Genomic DNA, 22,767 nt, shown 5'->3' with positions numbered 1-22,767 from the left:
TCGCATCCTTGCAGCCGTGAACAACGAGGGTAGGGAAACCTTTTGGTGCGACGTTACGTCATCAGAAATCGGACGGGCACCTGAACGGGTACCCTCAATCTATAAAAACAATTTAAAGCAGGGCGAATTATGATTTCCACTCTGGTTACCTTATACCGCCGCAGTCGCGTGGCTCCTCAGAAAATCCTGACCGCCGGGGCCTTGATCCTGCTTGCGGGCTGTTCCGCGAACCCGATCTACACCACCACCGGCGTGGTGCTCTCGAACTATTCCGAGGGCGAGGCCACCCCTTATGTGCTGCAGATGTCCGATCCCAAGATGGCTTGCGCACTGGGTGAGGGTATCGATCCGCTGCTCTATTCCTTTTCACGAGTAACCTCCGCACCGGATACCACGGGTTCTTTGCTGATGTTGCTGGCGGGTAACTGCGCCGAATACAAGGCCTGGGAGGCGGAGCTGGCCTACCTGCGGGCGGACTACCAGGGCAATGTTGAAGCTGCCAAGGACGCCCGGGAAGAAGCCAAGCGCCTGAACGCCCTGACCGCCAAGCGCCGCTATGCCTCCTTCCAGAGAGCGATGGCCGCTTATGAATTCGATCCTTCAGTCGAGCCGGTGGAATGCCCGTTCCTGTTCAGCGAGCAGGACGAGCTCACCTTCCTGCTGGGCCTGCTGACTGGCATGCAGGCCATCGTGAACGATGCCAACTCCGGCGCCATGGCGGGCGTGCCCAAAAACATTGCGCCCCAGGCCGAGCGCGCCGCCACCTGCCTGGATAATGAAAAGTGGGGCGGTATGCCCAACGCGATCCGGGCCCTGGTCTGGCTGCTGCTGCCGGATACCCGGCCGGCGCTGTCTCCGGATCCCTGGCAGGTGCTTGAGCACAGCACGGAGCTGGGCGTCGAGAAAGGCATGCGGGTTCCCCACGCACTTCAGGCCGTGGCCGCCGAAACCTTCGGCAGGCCTGACAAGCTTGAGGAAGCCATTGCCTCCTTTGTCGAAGCCAACGCAACCATTGATGTCTGGGATGAGTACCGTCTGGTGGATGAAGTGGCCGCCGGCGTAATCCGCTTCTCCTCGGACAAGCACTGGTCCGCCAACTACGGCTACCGGACCCCGCAGTCTTTCTTCGGCAAGATGAGCCCGGAGCGGGAAACCGAGAACGTTGAGACCATGAGTCTGGACGGCCTGCTCTGAGGCGGGCTGCCATCACCCTCTGAACAACCGATAAACACAAGAATGACCCGGAGGTCGTTATGATCCGCAAATCCCTAACCGCCATGGCCCTTGTAGCAGCATCGCCCTTTGCATCGGCCCAGCCTGTATCGATGTGTGTGTTCGATGTCATCGGCGCCAACGGTGACTTCTACAACTTCGTAAAGGATTACGCCCTGGAGATGAAGAGCCACGGGGTGGATTTCCAGCTGAAGCCCTATACCGACGAAGGTGTCGCCATCGGTGACTTCAACGCCGGCCAGTGTGACGCGGTGGCGGCAACCGATATCCGGATCCGGCCGTTCAACAAGTTCACGGGCAGCATTAGCGCCGTGGGTGCCATTCCCACCTACGACAATCTGAAGACCCTGTTGGCAACCCTGGCCCAGCCCAAGGCAGCACCGTTGATGAAAGATAACGGCTATGAGGTTCTGGGTATTGTGCCGGTAGGTGCGGGTTACCTCTTCGTGAATGATCGTAGCATCGACACCGCTGGTGAGCTGGCGGGCAAACGCATGGCCACCCTGGACTACCAGAAAGACGCCATTCACATGGTTAACTACGTGAAAGCGACAGTTGTGCCGTCTGACATCACCAACTTTGCCGGCAAGTTCAACAACGGCTCTGTTGATACCGCCTACGCGCCGGCGTTCGCCTATGAGGCCCTCGAGCTGTACAAGGGCATCGGTGACAAGGGGGGCGTTGTGGATTATCCGCTGGCACAACTGACCCTCCAGATGGTCGCCCGGGATGAGGTCCTGGATGACGAAACCGCTCAAAAAGCCCGTGAAGTTGCCTGGGGTATGTTCCCGCAGGCCATGAACCTGATCGAGAAGCAGGAAGCGGCGATTCCGGACGAGAAGTGGGTCCGTATCCCCGAGAAAGACATTCGTGGCTATCAGGAGATGTTCCGGGAGAACCGCATCGAAATGCGGGATGGCGTGAACGGCGCCCCGGATGTTTACCACCCGAAGATGATGGGCCTGCTCAGCAAGATCCGCTGCGCGAGCAATCCTTCGGCTGCCGAGTGCACCGCGGCTAACCGCGAATAACAGGGCGGAAAACTCATGAACTGGCGAGCACTGACCGCTCCGGCCGCGAGGACCCTCTACCCCGTGCATCGTATGCACGGGGCAGTCCTTCTGCTACTGCTGTTGTTTACCCTGTTGCTGGGGATGGGGAATTCCCTGCATTCCCGCCTGCTGTGGGTGGGCGAGCAGACCTGGCCGAACTACTACCTGCTGAATCCGGATGCTACAGAGCCCTCGTGTCAGCTGGAAATGGACATTGATGCGGAGGTGGCCAAACGGGTGGCTGCCTACAAGCCGGACCCTGACGATCTGTTCAGCTCACCGCCCAACCCGGAGGCAATTCGCAAGTCCCTGGAGAGCAACCTCGAGCTGTGTCAGCAGCAGTACGCGGTCTACGAGCAAAACCTGAAACACGCCACCCCGGCGCTGGGTATGTTCAAAACGGTGGAACAGGGACTGGCCGAGTTCCTGCTCGATAACATCGAGCTCACCAAGTACCTGTTCATTGCCATGTTTGCCATGGCGGCGGCGATTGCTGCGCTGGACACCGACCACATTGCACTTCGATTGCCACGGAATCGGGCCGAATGGCGGCTGAGCCAGGGCGTGCAGTTTGTGGTCAATGGCCTGATGGTCCTGTCCCTGAATGCCTATCTGGGCAAGCTCGCCACCTCCCCAGGTTCCGAGGACACCATGAGTCTGCAGTATGCCTGGGCCGGGGTGTTCGGACTGTTCATGGTGATCAACGCGACCCGATTCCTGAACGTCCCGGACCGGATCCGTGCCGGCAAGCTCAGGCCGTCCTCTGGTCTGGTGATTCCGCTGTATTGCGGCATGGGCCTGATCGCCATGAGTTATTTCTTCCTGGTGGATGGCTATGCGTCGGGCCTCGCCATCTACTTCGGAATGATGTCCAACCTGTCATCGATGTTCATCAACATCGGCCTGTACGTGCTGGTGGGCATGATGCTCAAGCAGACCCGGATTCCGGAGCTGCTGCTGAACGTCATCAAGCCCTTCAACCTGCCGGCACCGCTGTTGGCCTCGGTGATCATCTTTTCCACTGCCTTCCCGACTGCCTTTACCGGCGCTTCCGGCATCTTCATCCTGGCCGTCGGTGGCGTAGTCTACGACGAGCTGCGTCGTGCCGGCGCCGGACGCCAGCTGTCGCTGGCCACCACCGCCATGTCCGGCAGTCTGGGTGTGGTGCTCAACCCGTGCCTGTTGATCGTTGTGGTGGCGGCCCTGAACAAAGAAGTCACCACCACCGAAATGTACGGCTGGGGCTTCTGGGTCTTCCTCATGTCCGCCAGCCTGTTTGCGCTGATCGTGTGCAAGACCGAGGGTAACTGGAAACCGCGGCCCGCACCCGGCGCTTTCCGGGCGGCCATCGGCGAGACCCGGGCCTTGCTGCCCTATGTGATTGTGGGCGCCATCGTCATCGTGGCGATCTGGATCATCCTGGGGCTGAAGTTCAACGAGTACAGTGCGCCGTTGATCCTGCCGCTGGTGATGCTGGCGCTGGTGCTGCTGGATGCCGGCCAGGATAGCCGGGACGATGGCGAGACCCGCGCCCAGGCGTTCTGGAACCGGAGCTCCTCGGCCGCCAGCGATTCCGCTGTGCATATTGGTGCGCTGCTGGCCCTGATCGGCTTCTCGATCTGCCTGGGCGGTATCCTGGAGCGCTCGGATATTGTCCATGCGCTGTTCCCGGAGGACCTGACCAGCCCCTGGATTGCCATGCTGGTGATCGTGGTGATGCTGACCGTTATCGGCATGGTGATGGACCCGTTCGGCGCCGTCATCCTGGTATCGGCAACTATTGCCCAGCCAGCGATCCAGCTGGGTATCGATCCACTGCATTTCTGGATCGTGTGTCTCGTTGCCTTCGAGCTGGGATACCTCAGCCCGCCGGTGGCGTTGAACCACCTGCTGACCCGGCAGGTGGTCGGGGAAACGGAAGTGCTCGCTGCCGAGCGCACCGGTTCCTTCTGGCACCGCTATGAGCGTCTCCTGCTGCCCCTGGCAGTCATGGGGCCGACACTCCTGCTGGTCGCCTTTATCCCGTTGTTGTTCTACGCGCTGTAACTTTGCTTCGGCACATTGAAGTAACCGCCACCGGCCCGGCCGCTGGCGGTTTTTTCATCCGTGGGGGGTGTATCCCCGTACTCGAACACAAGAGCGGTAACGAATGTCGGGGGATGGTGTATGCTTCAATTGGCAGACGGAAAAGGCAGATTGGAAGAAGGAAAGGGACCCGGGATGTTTCGGAAAAGCTTGGTAGTGGGCCTGGCAGTGGCTTTGGCCGGTTGTGGCGGTGGCTCCGGTGATGGCGAAAGCGAGCCGGTGGATGTGGCGCTCTCCGGAGTTATCGACATCGAGGCGGGGACCCGTGTGGATGTCGATACTGCCGATTCGCTCTCCCTGAATCCGTCTCCGTCTGACTCTGTGCAGACGTTGCCAGCGGAATTCATTCTCGCCGGCTATGTGAGTCGCGAGGAAGGAAGCTATCCGACTGTTGGCGGGTTTCCCGGTACCGACTACTTCATTGATGCCCTTGACCGGTTCGCATTGAACCTGGCTCCGGATCAGCGAGTGTCGCTGCAGGCGTTTGCCACCCGGGCCGGCCGCTCCACTGTAACCCTCAGGTTATTGGATCCCGATTCAGGTGAGCTGATCGCCAGCGCCAGTACCAGTGATACCAGCTCCCAGGTGAGCGTCAGCCTTGCTGACGACAGCACCCCCTGGCCGGAAGACACCTACCGGATAGAGGTGCTGGCCGACTCCATCCCCATGCTCTATATCCTGTCGTCCTCGGCCGCCGGCCTGTCTGTCCAGTCTGCCCATGAATGGCCCAACCATCAGTTTGTAGAGGGAGAGGCCATTGTTGCCCTCGACCAGCAGCAGGGTTTTCCGGGGGCTGCGTCAGCGCAGCTGTCTGCGCTCGGCATGACCGAGGCCCGGGGGCTTGGCCGGGGTCTCTGGCGAGTACGAATGGCCGAGGCTCTGAGCCAGCACCCTGGGGGCCGGACAAGCCAGACTCTGGCGTGGATTGAACGCTTGCGAAAAGAGGGAACGGTAAAAAGTGCTGTGCCCAACTACCTGGTCAAATCCCAGCAGACGCCAGTGAGCGAACCCCTCTATGCCGACCCCGCTCTGGGTCAGCAGTGGCATTATGAGCTGTTGAATGCTCCCATAGCCTGGCAACTTGCGCAGGAGGAAGGCGGACAAGGAGTGAGAGTCGCGGTTCTGGATACCGGGCTCTTTGGTCAGCCGGGAAACTGGCATGTGGATCTGAACGCCAATGTCGGAATTACTGAAGACTTCGTTTCTGGCGAATACGACAACGATGGCGATCCCGAACCCGACGATAACCCTTCCGACCCCGGCAACAGTGTGGGTGGCAGCGTCTACCACGGCACCCATGTGGCCGGCACGATCGCTGCTGCTGTCAACAACCGGGGCGGGGGCGGTGTTGCCTACCAGTCAACGCTGGTGCCTGTCCGGGTGTTGGGCGAGGGTGGTACCGGATCCTCTGAAGATTTGCTCAATGCACTGAACTGGATTGCCGGCGGAGATACCGGGCCTATCCGGGCCGATATCGTTAACCTGAGCCTGGGCGGCCTGCCCTTTATCCAGAGTTTACAGGATGCCATTAACCTGGGTGCCACACGTGGCGCTATCTATGTGGCGGCAGCGGGCAATGCCGCATCCAGCACGCCGTCCTATCCGGCGGCCTTTGATAATGTGTTTGCAGTCAGCGCGGTGGATGGAGCCGGGGTGTTGTCGTCGTATTCCAACTTCGGTTTATGGGTCGACCTGGCGGCCCCGGGTGGTGACGCCACGCGGGATGGCAATGCCGATGGTCGGGGCGACCTGGTCAGCAGTACCAGCGCAGCGGTAATCGACGGGACTTTGACGGCCACCTATGCCGGGCTCCAGGGCACCTCGATGGCCGCGCCCCATGTTTCCGGTGTGCTGGCATTGATGAAGAGCCAGAACGCCCTGCTGGACTATACGGCCGTCAATGCAATGCTTCAGGCCGGCAAGCTCACCGTTTCCAGTTGCGATAATCCCTGCAGAAACGACGAACTTGGCTGGGGACTGATGGATGCCGCCAAGTCTGTATTGGCGGCTTCGGACGCATCGGTGACCGACTTGCTGACGGCGTCTCCAGCGATTGTCACTCTTTCGACCGAAGGTACATCTTCGGTAACGGTGTCGCTGGAGGTGTATGGGGATTCACCTTCAGATGTCGTAATCAACGCGGTGGAGTTGGAAACAGTCGCAGCGTGGCTTGACGTGACTGCACCTGAACCCGGTAGCTCTGGCAAGAGTTTCTCGATAGGTCTGGATTTGAATGCCGAAGCGTTGGAAGAAGGCGTGTCCGAGCGAACTGTCTTACTCGTTACCTATCAGGGCGATGTTGAAGAGCGTACTCTCGAAATCCCGGTCATCGGCCAGCAACTGGCCGACCAGGCACTCCGCAACGCAGGGCGTCACTTTGTCTTGCTGGTAGATCCAGTGCCCGAAGGCGACATCTTCACCACGGTATCCCAGGCCACCGTGGACGTGGTTGAAGGCCAGTACCAGTTCAGCTTCCGTCCGGACGACGGCGTCGAACCCAGGTACCTCTCCGAAGTTCCGCCCGGAACCTACTTCCTGGTGGCCGGTTCGGACCTCGATAACGACGGCCTGATCTGTCATGCTGGCGAAGCCTGTGCCGAGTACCCGGTCTCCGGTCTGCGGGAGGAAATCACCATTACCGCAGGCGAGGCCATCCAGGGTATCCGGATGACCACCAGCTACTCGAGGCCGACGATTTCCGCCCAGTCCCCCGATGTGCTACCGCGCCCGGGCTTTGAGGGCTATCGTCTGCTCTCGGCACAGCCTGATAACGAAACCACCAAGAGTATTCGCTGATCATGACGTTGTTGTCCCGTTGTCTTTCTCTCGCCTTCGCCGGCGCCAGTTTGGTGGTTGCCGGCTGTGCAACCAGTGAGCCCCAGGTGCAGACCGACGAGGGTGCGCCCCTGGCCCGGCAGATTAGTCAGTCATCCCACTGCGGCCTGACGGCGCCCGGTCATGTGCTTCTGAAGAGTGAGACTGATGTCGGACGCCTGGAAGGGTTGCAGGGCCGGACCTTGCCCCTGGCGCCACTCAGGGCCGTGGATTTTGACCGGGAGCAAGTGGTGCTTGCGGCTCTGGGGCAGAAGCCCACGGGCGGTTATAGCGTCACCCTGGTGTCCTCTGCCATCGAGGATGACACCCTGGAGCTTGTCGTCAGTATCCGCGAACCGCAACCGGGTATGCTGGTCACCCAGGCGCTGGCCACTCCCTGTGCCGCCATTGCAGTCACTGCCAGCGGCTGGAGTGACATCCGCATCACGCCCGAGCAAAACAACCGTTGATCTTTGCCGTTGAATCCCTAAGCTATGGCTCAGCTTTTCTGACCAATTGCGGAGTCACTTCCTGACTATGAGCCAGCAACAGTACAACGCCGACGCCATTGAAGTCCTGAGCGGTCTGGATCCGGTGCGCAAGCGCCCGGGTATGTACACGGACACCTCGCGCCCGAACCACCTGGCCCAGGAAGTCATCGATAACAGTGTCGACGAGGCCCTTGCCGGTCACTCCCGCCGCATTGATGTCATCCTGCACAGCGACGGATCCCTGAGTGTCGAGGACGACGGTCGTGGCATGCCGGTGGATATCCATAAGGAAGAGGGGCTCTCGGGCGTCGAGCTGATCCTGACCCGGCTGCACGCCGGCGGCAAGTTCTCCCAGGGCAACTACAACTTCTCCGGCGGTCTGCACGGGGTCGGTGTCTCGGTGGTCAACGCCCTGTCCACCGAGCTGGAAGTGACCATCAAACGCGACGGCCAGCTGCACCGGATGACCTTCGCAAACGGCGACAAGGTCACCGAGCTTGAGGTGATCGACACCGTCGGCAAGCGCAATACCGGCACCCGGCTGCGCTTCAAGCCGGACCCCAAGTACTTTGACAGCCCCAACTTCTCCATCAGTCGTCTGCGCCACAACCTCCGCGCCAAGGCAGTTCTGTGCCCGGGCCTGATCGTCACCTTCCTGCAGGAAAAAACCGGCGAGAAGGATGAATGGTTCTACGAGGATGGTCTGAGGGATTACCTGCGCACCGCGCTGGCAGACATCGAGGCGGTTCCCCTGGAGCCGTTCACCGGCAGCTTCTCCGGTAACACGGAGGCCGTGGACTGGGCCATCCAGTGGTTGCCTGAGGGCGGCGAAGCGGTCATGGAAAGTTATGTGAACCTGATCCCGACTGCTCAGGGCGGTACCCACGTCAACGGGCTTCGGACTGGTCTGCTCGAGGCCATGCGGGAGTTCTGCGAGTTCCGCAACCTGCTGCCGCGGGGCGTGAAGCTGTCGCCGGACGATATCTGGGAGCGTGTGGCCTACGTGCTCTCGTTCAAGATGCAGGAGCCCCAGTTCTCTGGGCAGACCAAGGAGCGCCTGTCTTCCCGGGAGGCTGCTGCCTTCATCTCCGGAGTGGTGAAGGATGCCTTCAGTCTCTGGCTGAACCAGCATACCGATGTCGCTGAAGCCCTGGCGGAGCTGTTCATCAACAATGCCCAGCGCCGCCTGCGGGCGAGCAAGAAGGTGGCCCGCAAGAAAGTGACCTCGGGGCCGGCGCTGCCCGGCAAGCTGGCCGATTGTTCCGGTAGCGATACCGCCCGTTCCGAACTGTTCCTGGTGGAGGGGGACTCCGCCGGTGGTTCCGCCAAGCAGGCCCGGGACCGTGAGTTCCAGGCGGTGATGCCCCTGCGGGGCAAGATCCTCAATACCTGGGAAGTGGATTCCGGTGAGATCCTGGCCTCCCAGGAAGTTCACGACATCGCGGTTGCCATTGGTGTGGATCCGGGCTCGGACGACCTCGCCGGCCTGCGCTATAACAAGATCTGCATCCTGGCGGATGCAGACTCCGACGGCCTGCACATCGCCACCCTGCTGTGTGCGCTGTTCGTGAAGCATTTCCGCCCGCTCGTTGCCGCTGGCCACGTGTTCGTTGCCATGCCACCGCTGTACCGCGTCGATCTGGGCAAGGAAACTTTCTATGCCCTGGATGAGCACGAGAAGCAGGGCATCATCGATCGCCTGGCGGCGGAGAAGCGCAAGGGCAAGATCCAGGTCACCCGGTTCAAGGGTCTGGGCGAGATGAACCCGCTGCAGCTGCGTGAGACCACCATGGCCCCGGACACCCGCCGACTGGTGATGCTGACGCTGGAGGAGGGTGATCAGACCGATGAACGGATGGACATGCTGCTTGGCAAGAAGCGGGCGTCGGACCGCCGTGCGTGGCTGGAAACCTACGGCAATATGGCCGACATTGCGGTCTGATATTCTATAAAGTGATTTAAAAATCGCGCTTTATTCTTTTTAAGTATTCAAGATAGTCGCTATGCTGCCAGTTTTCATAACGGGGAATACCGGATATGGACTGGCAGGGCTGGTTCGCGTTGGGTCTGTCCGGCGCGGCATTACTACTGATGAGTTCAGGACGCTTTGCGCCCCACATGGTCATGATGGGCGTGCTGGTGGTTTTGAGCGTCAGTGGCCTGATTTCCCCGGAACAGGCCCTGGCCGGGTTCAGTAACACCGGCCTGATTACCGTGGTGGCACTGTTTGTGGTCGCCTCGGGCATCCACCACTCCGGCGGCGTCGATCTCCTGGTCCGGCACCTGCTTCGCTCCCCCAAAACCGTCCGCAGTGCCCAGGCCCGTATCGCCCTGCCGGTGTCCCTGTTGAGTGGTTTTCTGAACAACACTCCAGTAGTGGCGACCATGATTCCGGCGGTGCATGCCTGGTCCCGCAAGATTGGTATCTCACCGTCCAAGCTGATGATTCCCCTGAGCTATTCCGCCATTCTCGGCGGCACCCTGACGCTGATCGGCACCAGTACCAACCTGGTGGTGAATGGCCAGTACCAGCAACTGACCGGCGGCGACGGCTTCTCCATTTTCTCCATTACCATGGTGGGCCTGCCGGTGGCCGTTATTGGCCTGGCGGTCATGCTTCTGGTCATGCCCCGCGTTTTGCCGGACCGGAAAGATCAGCAGAAATTCGGTTCCATGCGGGAGTTCACCCTGGAAGTGGCGGTTTCTGCCGGTGGCCCGCTGGTGGGCAAGACCGTGGGCGAGGCGGGGCTCCGGGAGCTTGAGCGCCTGTACCTGGTGGAAATCGAACGGGATGGCAGCGTGGTGACGGCGGTGCCCTCCGAGGAGCACCTGCGCGGGGGCGACCGCCTCGTCTTTGCCGGGGATACCCAGGCCATCTCCGACCTGCTGCGGATCAACGGTATCGTGCCCTCGGTGCACGAGGACGAGCCGTCCCTGAGCAAGGACCGGGCCGAGCGACGGCTGGTGGAGGCAGTGCTTTCACCCCAGTCCGACGTATTGGGTCTGACCATCCGGGATGCTCGCTTCCGGGACCGCTACGGTGCCGTGGTGCTGGCGGTGGCACGGGGTGGCGAGCGGGTGTCCGGCAATCTGGGCAATATCCGGCTCAAGCCCGGGGATGTCCTGTTGCTGGAAGCCCGGCCCGCGTTCGTTAGCCGGCAGCGTTATAACAAGGATTTCCTGCTGATCAACGATCTGGACACCGACACGCCCCGACACGACCGGGCCTGGGTGTCCTGGACCATTCTGGTGGTGCTGGTGGGCCTGGCGGCCTGCGGCATCATGAGTATGCTCAATGCCGCCCTGGTGGCAGCTGCGCTGATGATCCTGACCGGCTGTTGTTCCGTGGGCCAGGCCCAGAAATCGGTGGATGTGCCGGTGGTTCTGACCATTGCCGCGTCGTTCGCCCTGGGCGCGGCCCTGCAGGAAACCGGAGCAGCTGGCTACCTGGCCGAGGGCATACTGGGGCTCAGTCATGGCCACATCCTGCTGGCGATCCTGCTGGTCTATTTTGCGGTCTCCACCCTGACCGAGATGGTGACCAACAACGCGGCCGCCGTGCTGGTGATACCCGTGGTGCTGTCCATGACCACCGCCATGGGGGTTCCCGCCGAGCCCTTTGTGATTGCGGTCATGATGGCAGCATCCGCGAGTTTTGCCACGCCCCTCGGGTATCAGACCAACATGATGGTGTTCGGCCCCGGTGGCTACCGCTTTGCCGATTTCGTGCGGGTCGGGTTGCCCATGAACCTGTTTATCGGCCTGGTAACGGTCGCTGTGATTGCGATGGTCTACGGAATCAGTCTGTACTGATCCGGGGATCGATCGGGCTGGACAGGATGTCGCAGCACAGCACTCTGAGTTCGCCGTTCTGATAGAAACCCAGGGACAGGGTCACGCACATATAGGCACCGGTGACACACAGGTAAGGAGCTGTAACCTGCAGTTTCTCCGGTTGTGCCAGGGCCTGGCGGAGGTACTGTTGCCGGTACCAGTCGGCGCTGCTGCTGTCTTCCAGCGGCCGGAACCGTGGGTCGAGGTTTCGCGTGCCGGCATTCGAAACCAGCGTTGCATCGATCTGTATGCCGTTGGCGTCCACCAGGTAGCAGCGGGAAACGGTCGGATGGTTGAGTAGTTCCGCACAGGCTTCCGCCATGGTGGCGCCTGACCACATCCGGTCAGTGGCTCTCAGGAAGAAGCGCTCGAAGAAGTTCACTACCTGCTGTGTCGGATCAAAGGTTACCGGATTATGCTGTTTGTACTCGTCCAGTAACTGGCCAAAATCCGCGGGCGATGTCTCCAGGCCGCTGAGCTCGGTACTTGGCTTTCGAAAGTAAAACCCCTGGACGAAGTCCACTCCGGCATCGATGGCGATCATCGCCTGACTCCGGGTTTCCACACCCTCCAGTAAAACCAGGCACGCCGACTGGTGTAGCAGGGAGACGATGCCGTTGAGAATCTGCCGGGCCTTCGGATCCTCGGTGGCCCGTGTCAGCAGGGTCCGGTCCAGCTTGACGATGTCCGGTGACAGGTTCCAGATCCGTTCGAAGTTGGAGTGGCCCGCTCCGAAGTCGTCAATGGCTGTCAGGCAGCCCAGTTCCCGGTAATAGGCCACCGTCTCCCGCAGTCGCTCGGCGTCATCCGTGGGCTGTTCGACGATTTCCATCACGATCCGGTGCGGTGGCAGCCCGGTTTTCTTCAGCAGTTGGGCAAAGAAGGAGTCAGAGGGGTTGCCTACCGTGGCCACTTTGGGTGAAACATTGAGGAACAGCCAGTTCAGTTCATCCTTGATACCGCTGTAGTTACGGATATGCAGGTAGCGGCACAGCCGGTCCAGCAGGAGATTCTCGAAATCCGAGGCTGGCAGCTTGAACAGGTCCACCGGCAGGATCTGGGTGTTCCTGGTGTCGAACGCCCGGATCAGCGCTTCGTAGCCGACGATCCGTTTGTGAGAGACGCTGTAGATAGGCTGCAGTGCGGTTTTCAGGGTCAGGCCCTGGAATTCCGCGGTCCAGACATCGCCTTCCTGGTTGAGCATGGGCGAGAGCTGATCAAGCTCGGGCGATCTCAACTTTTGAGGCAATGGCTGGGGCATGGTTTCTTCGGGTCGTCTTTACGGCGCGAGACTGCATTCTTTCGCGGAGATTGCCAAAAAAATGCAGGCATTACCACAACTTCCGTGAAGAAACGGGAATCCGTCGGTGTTCTGGAGGGGTTAGCGAGATGAGAGAATGAAAAAAGCGGCCCGAAGACCGCTTTTTACTCAGTTGTTGCTGGGAACAACAACGCTTTCGTCGAATTCGAGTTCCATGACGTTTCTCCTGGATTCATCCCGGCTGATTGAAAAGATATGTGAGAAGTTTATCTTTGTCGTGAATTTGAACAATCCGTATAACCCGTATACGACTAAAGGAATAGGTCGGAGCGGATGATCAGAATTTCTGATGTTCGGCAGCAAAACATTTTGATTTTATTCATCGTCCGGTCTTTCTAGACTCTTTTCATCAACTCAGCAGACAGGGAGTGGTCTCCAGGCAATGCAGTTTCGAAACAGTATCGACCGTTATGGTGCGATCGCGATTTTTATCCACTGGCTGGTTGCTGTTGCAGTGATCGGGCTGTTTGCCCTCGGTTACTGGATGGTAGACCTGACCTACTATGACGACTGGTACCGTCGTGCCCCCGACATTCACCGGAGTATCGGCATCCTGTTGCTGGCGGTCATGGTTGTCCGCGTAATCTGGCGTTTCATCAATCCGGCACCAGCGCCCCTGACGGAGCACACACGCCTGGAAGTGTTGTCTGCCCATGCGGCGCATGCGGTGTTATACGTGCTGCTGTTTGTCGCAATGGTCAGTGGTTATCTGATAACGACGGCGGACGGCTCGTCCATCAGCGTCTTTGGCTGGTTCGATGTGCCTTCGGTTACCGGACAGGTGAAAGGCATGGAGGACATCGCCGGCACCATACATTACTGGTCAACCTGGGCGATTGTGGTGCTCGCCGGGCTGCATGCCCTCGCGGCGCTGAAACACCACGTTGTTGATCGTGACCGGACCCTGCTTCGTATGCTCGGTAAGTGAGTGGCGAGGCAACAAAGAAGTGACGCCCGATGACCGGGCTGGTTTACCAAATAAGGGAGAAACCATTCATGAAGAAAATATTGCTTGCATCCGCGGTATCCATGGCGCTGGTCGGCGGTGCCGCCCAGGCTGATGAGCACGGTGGCACCTACGCCTTCGACAACGAGGGTACACACCAGTTCATCACTTTCAAGATTTCCCATCTGGGTTATAGCTGGCTGTATGGCCGCTTCAACGATTTCGACGGTCAGTTTGTCTATGATGCCGAGAATCCCGAGAACAGCTCGGTCAACGTGACCATCGATACTTCCAGTGTTGATTCCAATCACGCCGAGCGTGACAAGCACCTGCGCAGTGAAGATTTCCTTTACGTGGACGAACACCCGGAAGCGTCTTTCACCAGCAAGCGTGTGGTTGTCGACGAGGATGGCGAAGCGGACATTATCGGTGACCTGACTCTTCGCGGTGTTACGAAAGAAGTTACCCTGGATGCCGAGATGATCGGCCACGGTGAGGACCCCTGGGGTGGCTACCGTATGGGCTTTGAGGCAGAGACCGAACTTCGGTTGAAGGACTTTGGTATTCCAATGGATCTCGGCCCGGCTGCCGAGACTGTTGAAATCATTATCTCTGTCGAGGGGATTCGACAGTAAGCCTGGCTGACCCTGCCAGATCCGGTTCCGGGCTCAGCCCGGAACCTTCCTGCCTTTCAAAGTCTTCCGCCAGAAGACAGGAATATTGCCGTTAATCAGATCGAGCCTGACGACTCCCGGGAGGACGGGCAGTTCTTGCACAGGTGGCGTTGACGCCAGAACTGACCGGCAAAAATCACCAGCCAGATCAGCAGACCCGCCCACAGATAGGGCTCCGGTACCGCGAAACTCCCACTGATTGCAAACTCCACCAGGAGCATCAGCGCTACTGCCAGTACTGCATTGACCATGGCTGTCACCATGGCTTGCCCGCAGGCTTTCAGGTTGGGTTTCATAGTGTTCCGCTTGTTCGGGAGTGGAAACTAACTGTTGGTGAGAATACGGTGACCCTTACAGTCTCTCCATGCGGGAATTCCGCTATTGGCGTTTGCGCACCCTCACCAGGTCAGCAACGGATTGGTGTATCCGCCCCTGCGTCCATATAATGTGCGTTCTTCCTCTGGCCCCGTGTAATTAGAGGGCGGGGAGGGTAGCATCACAGCCATTCCAAACAACAGGCAATTCAGGCAAAAGGGGCATCCATGCCAGAATTTCAGACCACCGATGAAGGCTTCGAGCGCGTCTCGTTAAGGGATTACACGGAGAAGGCCTATCTCGATTACTCCATGTACGTCATCCTCGACCGGGCCCTGCCCAACGTCGGGGACGGACTGAAGCCGGTCCAGCGGCGGATTGTCTACGCCATGTCGGAGCTCGGGCTCAAGTCCACCTCCAAGTACAAGAAATCCGCCCGTACCGTCGGTGATGTGCTGGGTAAGTTCCACCCCCACGGTGACAGCGCCTGCTATGAGGCCATGGTGCTCATGGCCCAGCCCTTCTCCTACCGCTATCCGCTGGTAGACGGGCAGGGCAACTGGGGTTCTCCGGATGATCCCAAGTCCTTTGCCGCCATGCGTTACACCGAGTCGCGGCTGGCTCCCTTCGCGGAGGTGCTGCTCAGCGAGCTGGGCCAGGGGACGGTGGACTGGGTGCCGAACTTCGACGGCACCATGGAGGAGCCATCGGTCCTGCCGGCGCGGTTGCCACATGTGCTGCTGAATGGCACCACCGGGATCGCGGTGGGGATGGCCACCGATATCCCGCCGCACAACGTCCGGGAGGTGACCGCTGCCTGTATCCGCTTGCTGGACAAGCCTGAGGCTGGCGTTGACGAGCTGTGTGAGCACATCAAGGGGCCGGACTTCCCGACGCGGGCGGAAATCATCACGCCACGCAAGGACATCCGCCAGATGTACGAGACGGGGCGTGGTTCCCTGCGCATGCGGGCCCGCTGGATCCGGGAAAATGGCGAAGTGGTGGTCACGGATCTTCCGCACCAGGTCTCCGGCAACCGGGTTCTGGAGCAGATTGCCCAGCAGATGCAGACCAAGAAGTTGCCGATGGTGGCGGACCTGAGGGATGAATCCGATCACGAAAACCCGACCCGGCTGGTGATTGTGCCGCGCTCCAACCGCGTCGACCTGGACGGGCTGATGGCCCACCTGTTTGCCAGCACCGATCTGGAGAAGACCTACCGGGTCAATATCAACGTCATCGGTAACGATGGCCGCCCGGGGGTGAAGGGGCTGCACCAGATCCTGACCGAGTGGCTGGCGTTCCGCCGTACTACGGTGACCCGCCGTCTCCAGCACCGCCTGGACAAGGTGCTGGCCCGACTGCACATCCTCGAGGGTCTGCTGGTCGCCTACCTGAATATCGATGAAGTGATCGAGATTATCCGCTACGAGGACAAGCCCAAGGACGAGCTGATGGCTCGGTTCGGACTCTCGCCCGAGCAGGCGGAGGCTATCCTCGAACTGAAACTGCGCCACCTGGCGAAACTCGAAGAAATGAAGATTCGCGGCGAGCAGGACGAACTGTCCGCCGAGCGGGACGAGCTGCAGGCGATCCTGGGCTCCGAGGATCGGCTCCGGGAGCTGATCAAGACCGAACTGCAACAGGACGCCGAGACCTTCGGGGATGACCGTCGCTCGCCAATTGTCGAGCGTGAGGAGGCCCGTGCCTTCAGTGAAGTGGACCTGGTCTCCAACGATCCGGTCACCGTGGTGCTCTCGGAGAAGGGCTGGGTGCGCGCGGCCAAGGGCCACGACATCGAGCCCGAGGGCCTGAGCTACAAGGCCGGCGACCGCTTTGCCCTGGCCGCCCGTGGCCGCAACAATCAGCAGGCGATCTTCCTGGACTCCACCGGCCGTGCCTACGCCCTGATGGCGCACTCGCTGCCCTCCGCCCGAGGGCAGGGTGAGCCGTTGACGGGCCGGATCAATCCGCCCTCCGGGGCCTCCTTTGCCGGACTGCTGATGGGTGACCCGTCCAGCAAGGCCCTGCTGGTGACTGATGGCGGCTATGGTTTTGTTACCTCGCTGCAGGACATGATCAGCAAGAACCGCAATGGCAAGGCGGTTGTGTCGGTTCCCAAGGGCGCCAAGATCATGCCGCCGGTGATGGTGCCGAAGGCCGACAATACCCTCTATCTAGCCGCCATCTCCAATGAGGGGCGGATGCTGGTATTTCCCCTGAACGAGTTGCCGGAACTGGCCAAGGGCAAGGGCAACAAGATCATCAGCATTCCCTCCGCCCGGGTCCAGAACCGGGAGGAGTTTGTGGTGGCCGTGGCGGTATTTGCCGAGGATGACCAGCTCGAGATCCGGGCCGGCAAACGCAAGATGGGGCTGCAGTTCAGTGACCTGGAGCACTACCTCGGTGAGCGCGGCCGGCGCGGCCACAAGCTGCCCCGGGGCCTGCAGCGGGTTGATGCCATTGATGTGATTCCTTCGGCTGCACGGGCCGGACAAGAGGAGAGCCCGGACAGTGAGTGAACTGGTACTGATTAACGTTTCCGGACGTGACAAGCCGGGGCTGACCTCCGAGATCACCGGCATTATGGGCCGCTACCACGTGAGGATCCTGGATATCGGCCAGGCGGTGATCCACGATCACCTGACCTGGGGCATCCTGATCGAGATTCCCGACGAGTCCAAATCCTCGCCGGTAATTCGGGACCTGTTGTTCCGCCTGCATGCCCTTGACCTCCAGGTCCACTTCGCGCCGATCACCGAGAAGGAGTACCAGGCCTGGGCCGCCGGCCGGAACCGCGCGTGCTATATCGTTACGTTGCTGGCCCGGGACATCAAGGCGGAACAGATTGCCCGCGTTTCCGCGATCACGGCCCGCCACGGACTGAACATCGACAACATCTCCCGGTTGTCGGGCCGGCCGTCGCTGAACCCCTCGGAAAACCGCATTGCCTGCGTGGAGTTCTCGGTGCGCGGTACGCCATCAGACCTGGAACAGCTGCGGGCGGATTTCCTGCAGATCGCCGGCGAGATGAACGTGGACATCGCCTTCCAGGAAGACTCCATCTTCCGGCGTAACCGGCGCCTGGTTGTGTTTGACATGGATTCCACCCTGATCGAAGCGGAGGTGATTGACGAGCTCGCGCTGGAGGCAGGCGTGGGTGCTCAGGTGGCGGAGATCACCGAGCGGGCCATGCAGGGGGAGCTGGACTTCAGTCAGAGCTTTGCCGAGCGTCTGGCGCTGCTCAAGGGGCTGGATGAGTCGGTACTCGAGGGTATTGCTGCCCGCTTGCGCATGACCGAGGGGGCCGAACACCTGATTCGCAGCCTCAAGGCCCTGGGGTACCGCACCGCGATCCTGTCCGGGGGTTTCACCTATTTCGCGCGGCACCTCCAGCGTAAACTGGGGATCGATTACATCTATGCCAACGAGCTGGAAATCGAGGACGGCAAGGTGACCGGACGGGTCGCCGGGCAGATTGTCGATGGCAAGCGGAAGGCGGAGTTGTTGCTGGAGATTGCCGAGAAAGAACACATTTCCCGGGAGCAGGTAATCGCCGTCGGGGATGGCGCCAATGATCTGCCTATGTTGAGCCAGGCGGGCCTGGGGGTCGCGTTCCGGGCCAAACCGCTGGTGAAGGAGTCTGCCCGTCACTCGATCTCGACCCTGGGCCTGGACGCCATCCTGTATTTGATTGGCTTTAGAGAGCGGGAAACCAGTGAGACCCTGCAGGATTCGGAGTTCTGAGGGCAGGTAAGTTGCAAAGAACAAGGGCGCCACGTGGCGCCCTTGTCAGTTTTCAGCCCTCGCCGAAATCGTAGTTCATTTCCGGGGCCGGAGCCTGCAGGTAGTAGCCCTGGATATAGTTCACGCCGGCCTGCCAGAGAGTGGCCAGGATACTGGCGTTTTCCACCAGCGGAATGATGGAGAGCTTGCCGGAGTTCTGCAGGGTCTTGATCATTTCCTTCACCTGCGCCTTGGCGTCGTCGCTCTTCTGGATCTCCTCGGTGAAGGAGCCATCCAGCTTCACAAAGTCCGCGTCCACATGTTTGAAGGTGTTGAACGGATTCAGGGCGCAGCCAAACTGGGAAATCGACACCTTGCAGTGCAGTTCGTGAACCGCCCGGGTAAATTCCTTGGCCTGCTTCATGTAGTTGTTGGCATCGCCCTCCCGAACCTGGAGGATCAGCACATCGCCGGGCAGCCTCGCTGCCTTCAGGGCCACGCTCAGCCAGGGAGTGAAGGTCTTGTCCTGCAGGGTCTCTGCCGTGATATTGACAAACAGGCGGGCGTCATGACCGTGGGAGCGGTGGTGGGCCAACTGTTTTATTGCGTTCAGGATCACCCAGCGATCGATCTTGATCGCGGTCTCATTGGGCCCTGCGGGCGGCAAGAAGTCGTAGGGCGAAACTTCCTGGTCGTCCTTGTCGAACATCCGCACGAAGGCCTCGTAATGCTCTTCGCCTTCACCGCGCAGGTTGATGACCGGCTGGAACAGGAGCCGGAAACTGTTGTCCTCGAGAGCTTTCTGAATAGCCTCCACCGAGTTGGTGGAATCGAGGGCTTCGTAATCTGCCGGATTGTAGACCAGCACCCCGTTGCCCTGGGCATGGCCTTCCTGCTTTTTTACGTCGGAGGAGGCGGTGTGAGCCCGGCCGAGCAGTTCTTCGGCCTTGGGCGAGTTTTCTGTAATCGCCGCCACACCGATACTGACCGTCATCGGAACGGTTTTCCCGTTGATGTCGAACAGGTTGTCCTCGATGGCCTTGCAGACACTTTCCGCCCGTTCGGCCATGACTTTCTCGTCGCATGGCAGGCACATCATGCAGAAGGCATCATCGCTCAGCCGCGCCAGGGTGACGTCTTCCCCGGCGGTTTCCTTCAGCAGTGATGCCAGGTCGCCGAGCAAAAGATCGGCCCCGGCAATGCCCACCTGACCCTTCATGGTGATGAAGTTGTCGAGCGCGATATAGGCCAGGGCTCCGGTCTGGTTGTCCTTACCGGCCCGGGCGATGGTTTCTGAAAGGGCGTCCATCAGGTACTGCCGGTTATACAGGCCGGTGAGCAGATCCTGGCTGCTGATCTGGCGCAGCTTTTCCTCCAGTTCGGCATCGCTGTGCTCGGGCTGGAGGACAATCTGGGTACAGGCTTCGCCATCGTAGGTGGCAGAAGACACGGTCATCGTGACCTTCAGCTCCTGGTCATCGCTGCGTTGTGCCGTACAGTTGAGGGTCATGCCGTCCTCGCCCTTATCGGCGAAGCGCTTCATGAATTCCTTGTACCGCTCCTGGCTCTCCGGAGTCAGTGTATCCAGGACCGGGATGCAGATCAGATCATCGATGTCGTCGTAGCCAAGGAAATCCATGTAGGACTGGTTGGCATAGATGTGCATGCCGTCATTGATGTAGGCAATGGCGTCCTTGGAGCTCTCCAGCAGTAGTTGGCAACGCTGTTCCGCCTCCCGGAGGTGGGATTCCAGCACGCGCCGGCGCCGGCGCTCTTCCAGTGCCGCGATCTCGCGGTTCACTGTCAGCACCAGCAGGTCCGTATAGTCGAAGGGGACAGCGTCCTGGGCACCGGCCTTCATGATGCCGACCTTCCGTTCTCGGCTATCCTCAGGCATCAGCAGGATGAACGGGATATCCTTGTCCATCCGGCGCACCATCGCCAGGGCTTCATTGGCACCGAATTCGTCGTCCACATCCCGGGCCAGCAAAAGATCCCAGTTGCCGGTTTTCAGCACCTCTTCAAGATCTTCCTCCGAGGTGATGCGATGGGCTCGTGTGGCCTTCCCGGAATTCCTCAGCAGACTGACCAGTGATTCAGCATCATTTTGAGATGGATCAAGAATCAGCAGGTGTACTGTGGCGTTCTTTTTCTGCATTCGTAAGAAGTCTCGTGCTACTCGTTTGCGGAGCCGGCTCCAGGGCAGCATTAAGATCTGCTTGTAAAACAGTGTTTTGAGGAAAACTGCTTGCCGAGAGTCAGAGGCCGGTCTATCACTTATGCAGAATGATGCAGGGGATAGGGGGTAATAACAACCCTCTGTTTGGCCAGTTCGCCACCCGCGTCTCGCTTATCAGAGCGACGGCCACAGCGAATCAAACTCATCCTCACTGGCCACCGGCGTATCGGTCTGGCTGGAGATATTCAGTGCCGTATTATTCTGAAGTTTCAGTTCGAACTGGCTGATACTGCCTGTGGACGAGACTTTGCGACCGAGTGTGCCCTGGTCCTGCCTGCCATCGTGCAGGAGGGAGATCCTGCTCCCGGACTGGAACGGCAGTCGGGGAGTGATCAGGGTGGCGGCCTGGTTGACCACACGTATTTCCGGCAGCAGTAAACCACGGAGGTACTCGCTGTTGTTTCCGATTTTCTGGAGCAACCGGACCCCGCAGGGCGCAGCGCTGGGGGCCAGCAGCTCAATGCCCACCTGGGTGCCCTGGTGTTTTACCTGCCGGATCCAGCGTACAACGGCAACGCTCCAGGGATGGGATTGCTGTTCGCGGACGCCGAGGATCTCACCGGCCTGGATGGACGGAGGCACATTGGTTTCCCAGCCAACACAGTAGCCGCCAGGGCTGGTGTTGATCAGCAGGGCCTGGTGGGAGCGGGGCAGATTCTTCTCCGGAATCGGATCTGCAGCGGGCTTGCCGAAATAGCCACCACGAAAGTTGATCGGGGTGTCTGGGGAGGAGTGCCGCTCCTCGCTGGGGCCGGCATCATGGGCGCCGGCCCAGGCATCTTCCGCTTTCTTCGATTCGGTCAGGAAGTGGTTGTCCTCTTCCTCCCGGGCGCTGGCATTACCACTGACGAATTCCGCGAAGGATTTTTCACCGGCGATGAAATAATGGACAGCGGTGAGGCCGACGCAGACCTCCAGGGTGCCCTGGCTGGCAATGCGGTTGAAGTTGCGTTTGGCCAGGATGCCGAGGGCCTGGCTCAGGTGAGTAAGCAGGGTGTCGCTGATATTGGCCGGGATACGCAGGGGATTTTCTTTTTCCTGGTGCGTGCGCCGGGCCTGGAGCGTCTCGGAAACCATGTTGGACAGCTCCCGGGTGTCGAAACCGAAGCTGTCGTCACCGGGCTGGTTATCGAGCAGGCTGCGATAGATCGGCGGATTGTCATGCTCCATGTTCACCACAAACAGGCTGTCTTCGCCAATATCCGGGCCGCACTGGGTGTGTTCCGTCCAGGTCTCGAACAGCTCGTACGCCTGGTTGAGTTCGGACTGCCGCAACTGGTTGGGGCGAGCGCAACCGAGCAGCAGAACCCGCTTGTAACTGTCGGCCAGGGAGCTGGTGCGGCGGGACTTCAGGGTGTTGTCTTCCACCTGAAGATGGGTCATGCCGTTGCGGTAGGCAAAACGGTATAGACGATGGCATTCCAGCCAGCTGCGAGCAGGGCTCGGGCAATAAAGCTGATGGGAGCGCAGGATGGTGGCGGACAGCTCCGAGATAGCCCGGTGAATTGCCATGGTGACGGGCTTACGGTTCCTGTCCAGTCCGCCGTTGTCGAGGCCGTCTAGGATACAAATCTTGTAACCGGTGGCCAGGTGCATCTGCAGGGCCTGGGCCAGGTTGGCAATCTTGCGCTGCTTCTCCGGAAGGGCGACGGCCAGGCCCAGGTAATGCCGGGACAGCTCGTTGCAGACAAAATGGATCTTCTCCCGGATCAGTTCCAGAAACTGCAATCTCTGCTGGGGCGCGACCGAAAGGTGGTTGAGCTCGATGATCGCATGGTAGAGCTGTCGGGACACCTCGCCAATGTTGGCCATGGGCAACTGAGCCACCCAGTTGCGGAAGGGCTTCGGCGCCGTTTCGCAAAAGGACAGGGTCGTGGTTTTCTGTTCCGGTACTCGTAGATCAGGTTTCAGAATCGTGCCTTCCATGAATTCGCGCCAATGTCCGGGCCACCGTCGGTTTCCCTTATGTTTTTATTTGTAACCCATAGTCGACTGTAAAATAGCAAACGGTCGACGAAAAGCGAGAAGATCACGAGT

The 22,767-nt window shown here is 60.0% G+C and carries 15 protein-coding genes; 11 read left to right on the top strand and 4 right to left on the bottom strand.

The features are described 5' to 3' along the window. Positions 1-129: 129 nt before the first annotated feature. The 7 genes from ACESMW_RS06335 to ACESMW_RS06305 all read left to right on the top strand — a co-directional run bounded on the left by ACESMW_RS06335 (position 130) and on the right by ACESMW_RS06305 (position 11,488). Positions 130-1,194, top strand: a complete 1,065-nt coding sequence (locus tag ACESMW_RS06335; protein WP_372986215.1) for a hypothetical protein — start codon at positions 130-132, stop codon at positions 1,192-1,194. Between the two features lie 59 nt (positions 1,195-1,253). After that, positions 1,254-2,264, top strand: coding sequence for a putative solute-binding protein (locus ACESMW_RS06330; protein ID WP_372986214.1), 1,011 nt, complete (start codon positions 1,254-1,256; stop codon positions 2,262-2,264). A 15-nt stretch (positions 2,265-2,279) separates the two neighbouring features. After that, positions 2,280-4,331, top strand: a complete 2,052-nt coding sequence (locus tag ACESMW_RS06325; RefSeq protein ID WP_372986213.1) for a TRAP transporter large permease subunit — start codon at positions 2,280-2,282, stop codon at positions 4,329-4,331. Positions 4,332-4,505: 174 nt separating this feature from the next. Continuing rightward, on the top strand, positions 4,506-7,166 hold the full coding sequence (locus ACESMW_RS06320; RefSeq protein WP_372986212.1) for a S8 family serine peptidase: 2,661 nt from the start codon (positions 4,506-4,508) through the stop codon (positions 7,164-7,166). Positions 7,167-7,168: 2 nt separating this feature from the next. Then, positions 7,169-7,654, top strand: a complete 486-nt coding sequence (locus ACESMW_RS06315; RefSeq protein ID WP_372986211.1) for a protease complex subunit PrcB family protein — start codon at positions 7,169-7,171, stop codon at positions 7,652-7,654. Positions 7,655-7,721: 67 nt separating this feature from the next. After that, a complete protein-coding gene (gene parE, locus ACESMW_RS06310) occupies positions 7,722-9,617 on the top strand; it encodes a DNA topoisomerase IV subunit B (RefSeq protein ID WP_372986210.1) in 1,896 nt (631 codons plus the stop codon). A gap of 95 nt (positions 9,618-9,712) precedes the next feature. Beyond that, entirely contained in the window at positions 9,713-11,488 is a 1,776-nt protein-coding gene (locus ACESMW_RS06305; protein ID WP_372986209.1) for an SLC13 family permease, read from the top strand. Here the strand turns inward: ACESMW_RS06305 and ACESMW_RS06300 are convergent. Further along, positions 11,475-12,770, bottom strand: a complete 1,296-nt coding sequence (locus ACESMW_RS06300; RefSeq protein WP_372986208.1) for an EAL domain-containing protein — start codon at positions 12,768-12,770, stop codon at positions 11,475-11,477. The two genes, ACESMW_RS06305 and ACESMW_RS06300, sit on opposite strands and share 14 nt — an antisense overlap. Before the next feature lie 442 nt (positions 12,771-13,212). Here ACESMW_RS06300 and ACESMW_RS06295 point away from each other — a divergent pair, with 442 nt between their 5' ends. Together ACESMW_RS06295 and ACESMW_RS06290 are read left to right on the top strand one after the other, a co-directional pair. Continuing rightward, the gene (locus tag ACESMW_RS06295) at positions 13,213-13,758 is read left to right on the top strand and encodes a cytochrome b (protein ID WP_372986207.1); all 546 of its coding nucleotides are present in this window, start codon (positions 13,213-13,215) and stop codon (positions 13,756-13,758) included. A 68-nt stretch (positions 13,759-13,826) separates the two neighbouring features. Then, positions 13,827-14,411 (top strand): YceI family protein, encoded by a 585-nt coding sequence (locus ACESMW_RS06290; protein WP_372986206.1) that lies wholly within the window; start codon positions 13,827-13,829, stop codon positions 14,409-14,411. Between the two features lie 95 nt (positions 14,412-14,506). Here ACESMW_RS06290 and ACESMW_RS06285 read toward each other — a convergent pair whose 3' ends face one another. Continuing rightward, positions 14,507-14,746, bottom strand: a complete 240-nt coding sequence (locus tag ACESMW_RS06285) for a hypothetical protein (protein WP_092001157.1) — start codon at positions 14,744-14,746, stop codon at positions 14,507-14,509. A gap of 246 nt (positions 14,747-14,992) precedes the next feature. Here ACESMW_RS06285 and parC point away from each other — a divergent pair, with 246 nt between their 5' ends. Beyond that, the gene (gene parC / locus ACESMW_RS06280) at positions 14,993-17,287 is read left to right on the top strand and encodes a DNA topoisomerase IV subunit A (RefSeq protein WP_372986205.1); all 2,295 of its coding nucleotides are present in this window, start codon (positions 14,993-14,995) and stop codon (positions 17,285-17,287) included. Continuing rightward, a complete protein-coding gene (serB, locus tag ACESMW_RS06275) occupies positions 17,280-18,512 on the top strand; it encodes a phosphoserine phosphatase SerB (protein WP_372986204.1) in 1,233 nt (410 codons plus the stop codon). The genes parC and serB overlap by 8 nt, the downstream gene beginning before the upstream one ends. 52 nt (positions 18,513-18,564) lie before the next feature. Here serB and ACESMW_RS06270 read toward each other — a convergent pair whose 3' ends face one another. Together ACESMW_RS06270 and ACESMW_RS06265 are read right to left on the bottom strand one after the other, a co-directional pair. Further along, positions 18,565-20,649 carry an EAL domain-containing protein gene (locus tag ACESMW_RS06270; protein WP_372986203.1) on the bottom strand — a complete coding sequence of 695 codons (2,085 nt, stop codon included), beginning with the start codon at positions 20,647-20,649 and terminating at the stop codon, positions 18,565-18,567. 195 nt (positions 20,650-20,844) lie between these two features. Further along, positions 20,845-22,656: a GTPase gene (locus ACESMW_RS06265; protein ID WP_372986202.1), complete on the bottom strand. Its 1,812-nt coding sequence runs from the start codon at positions 22,654-22,656 to the stop codon at positions 20,845-20,847. Positions 22,657-22,767 lie beyond the last annotated feature (111 nt).

It is taken from the genome of Marinobacter sp. (genome assembly GCF_041690455.1).
In the GTDB taxonomy this organism is placed as follows: domain Bacteria; phylum Pseudomonadota; class Gammaproteobacteria; order Pseudomonadales; family Oleiphilaceae; genus Marinobacter.
The sequence above is the reverse complement of the archived record's forward strand: the minus strand, read 5'-3'. Positions and strand labels throughout refer to the sequence as shown.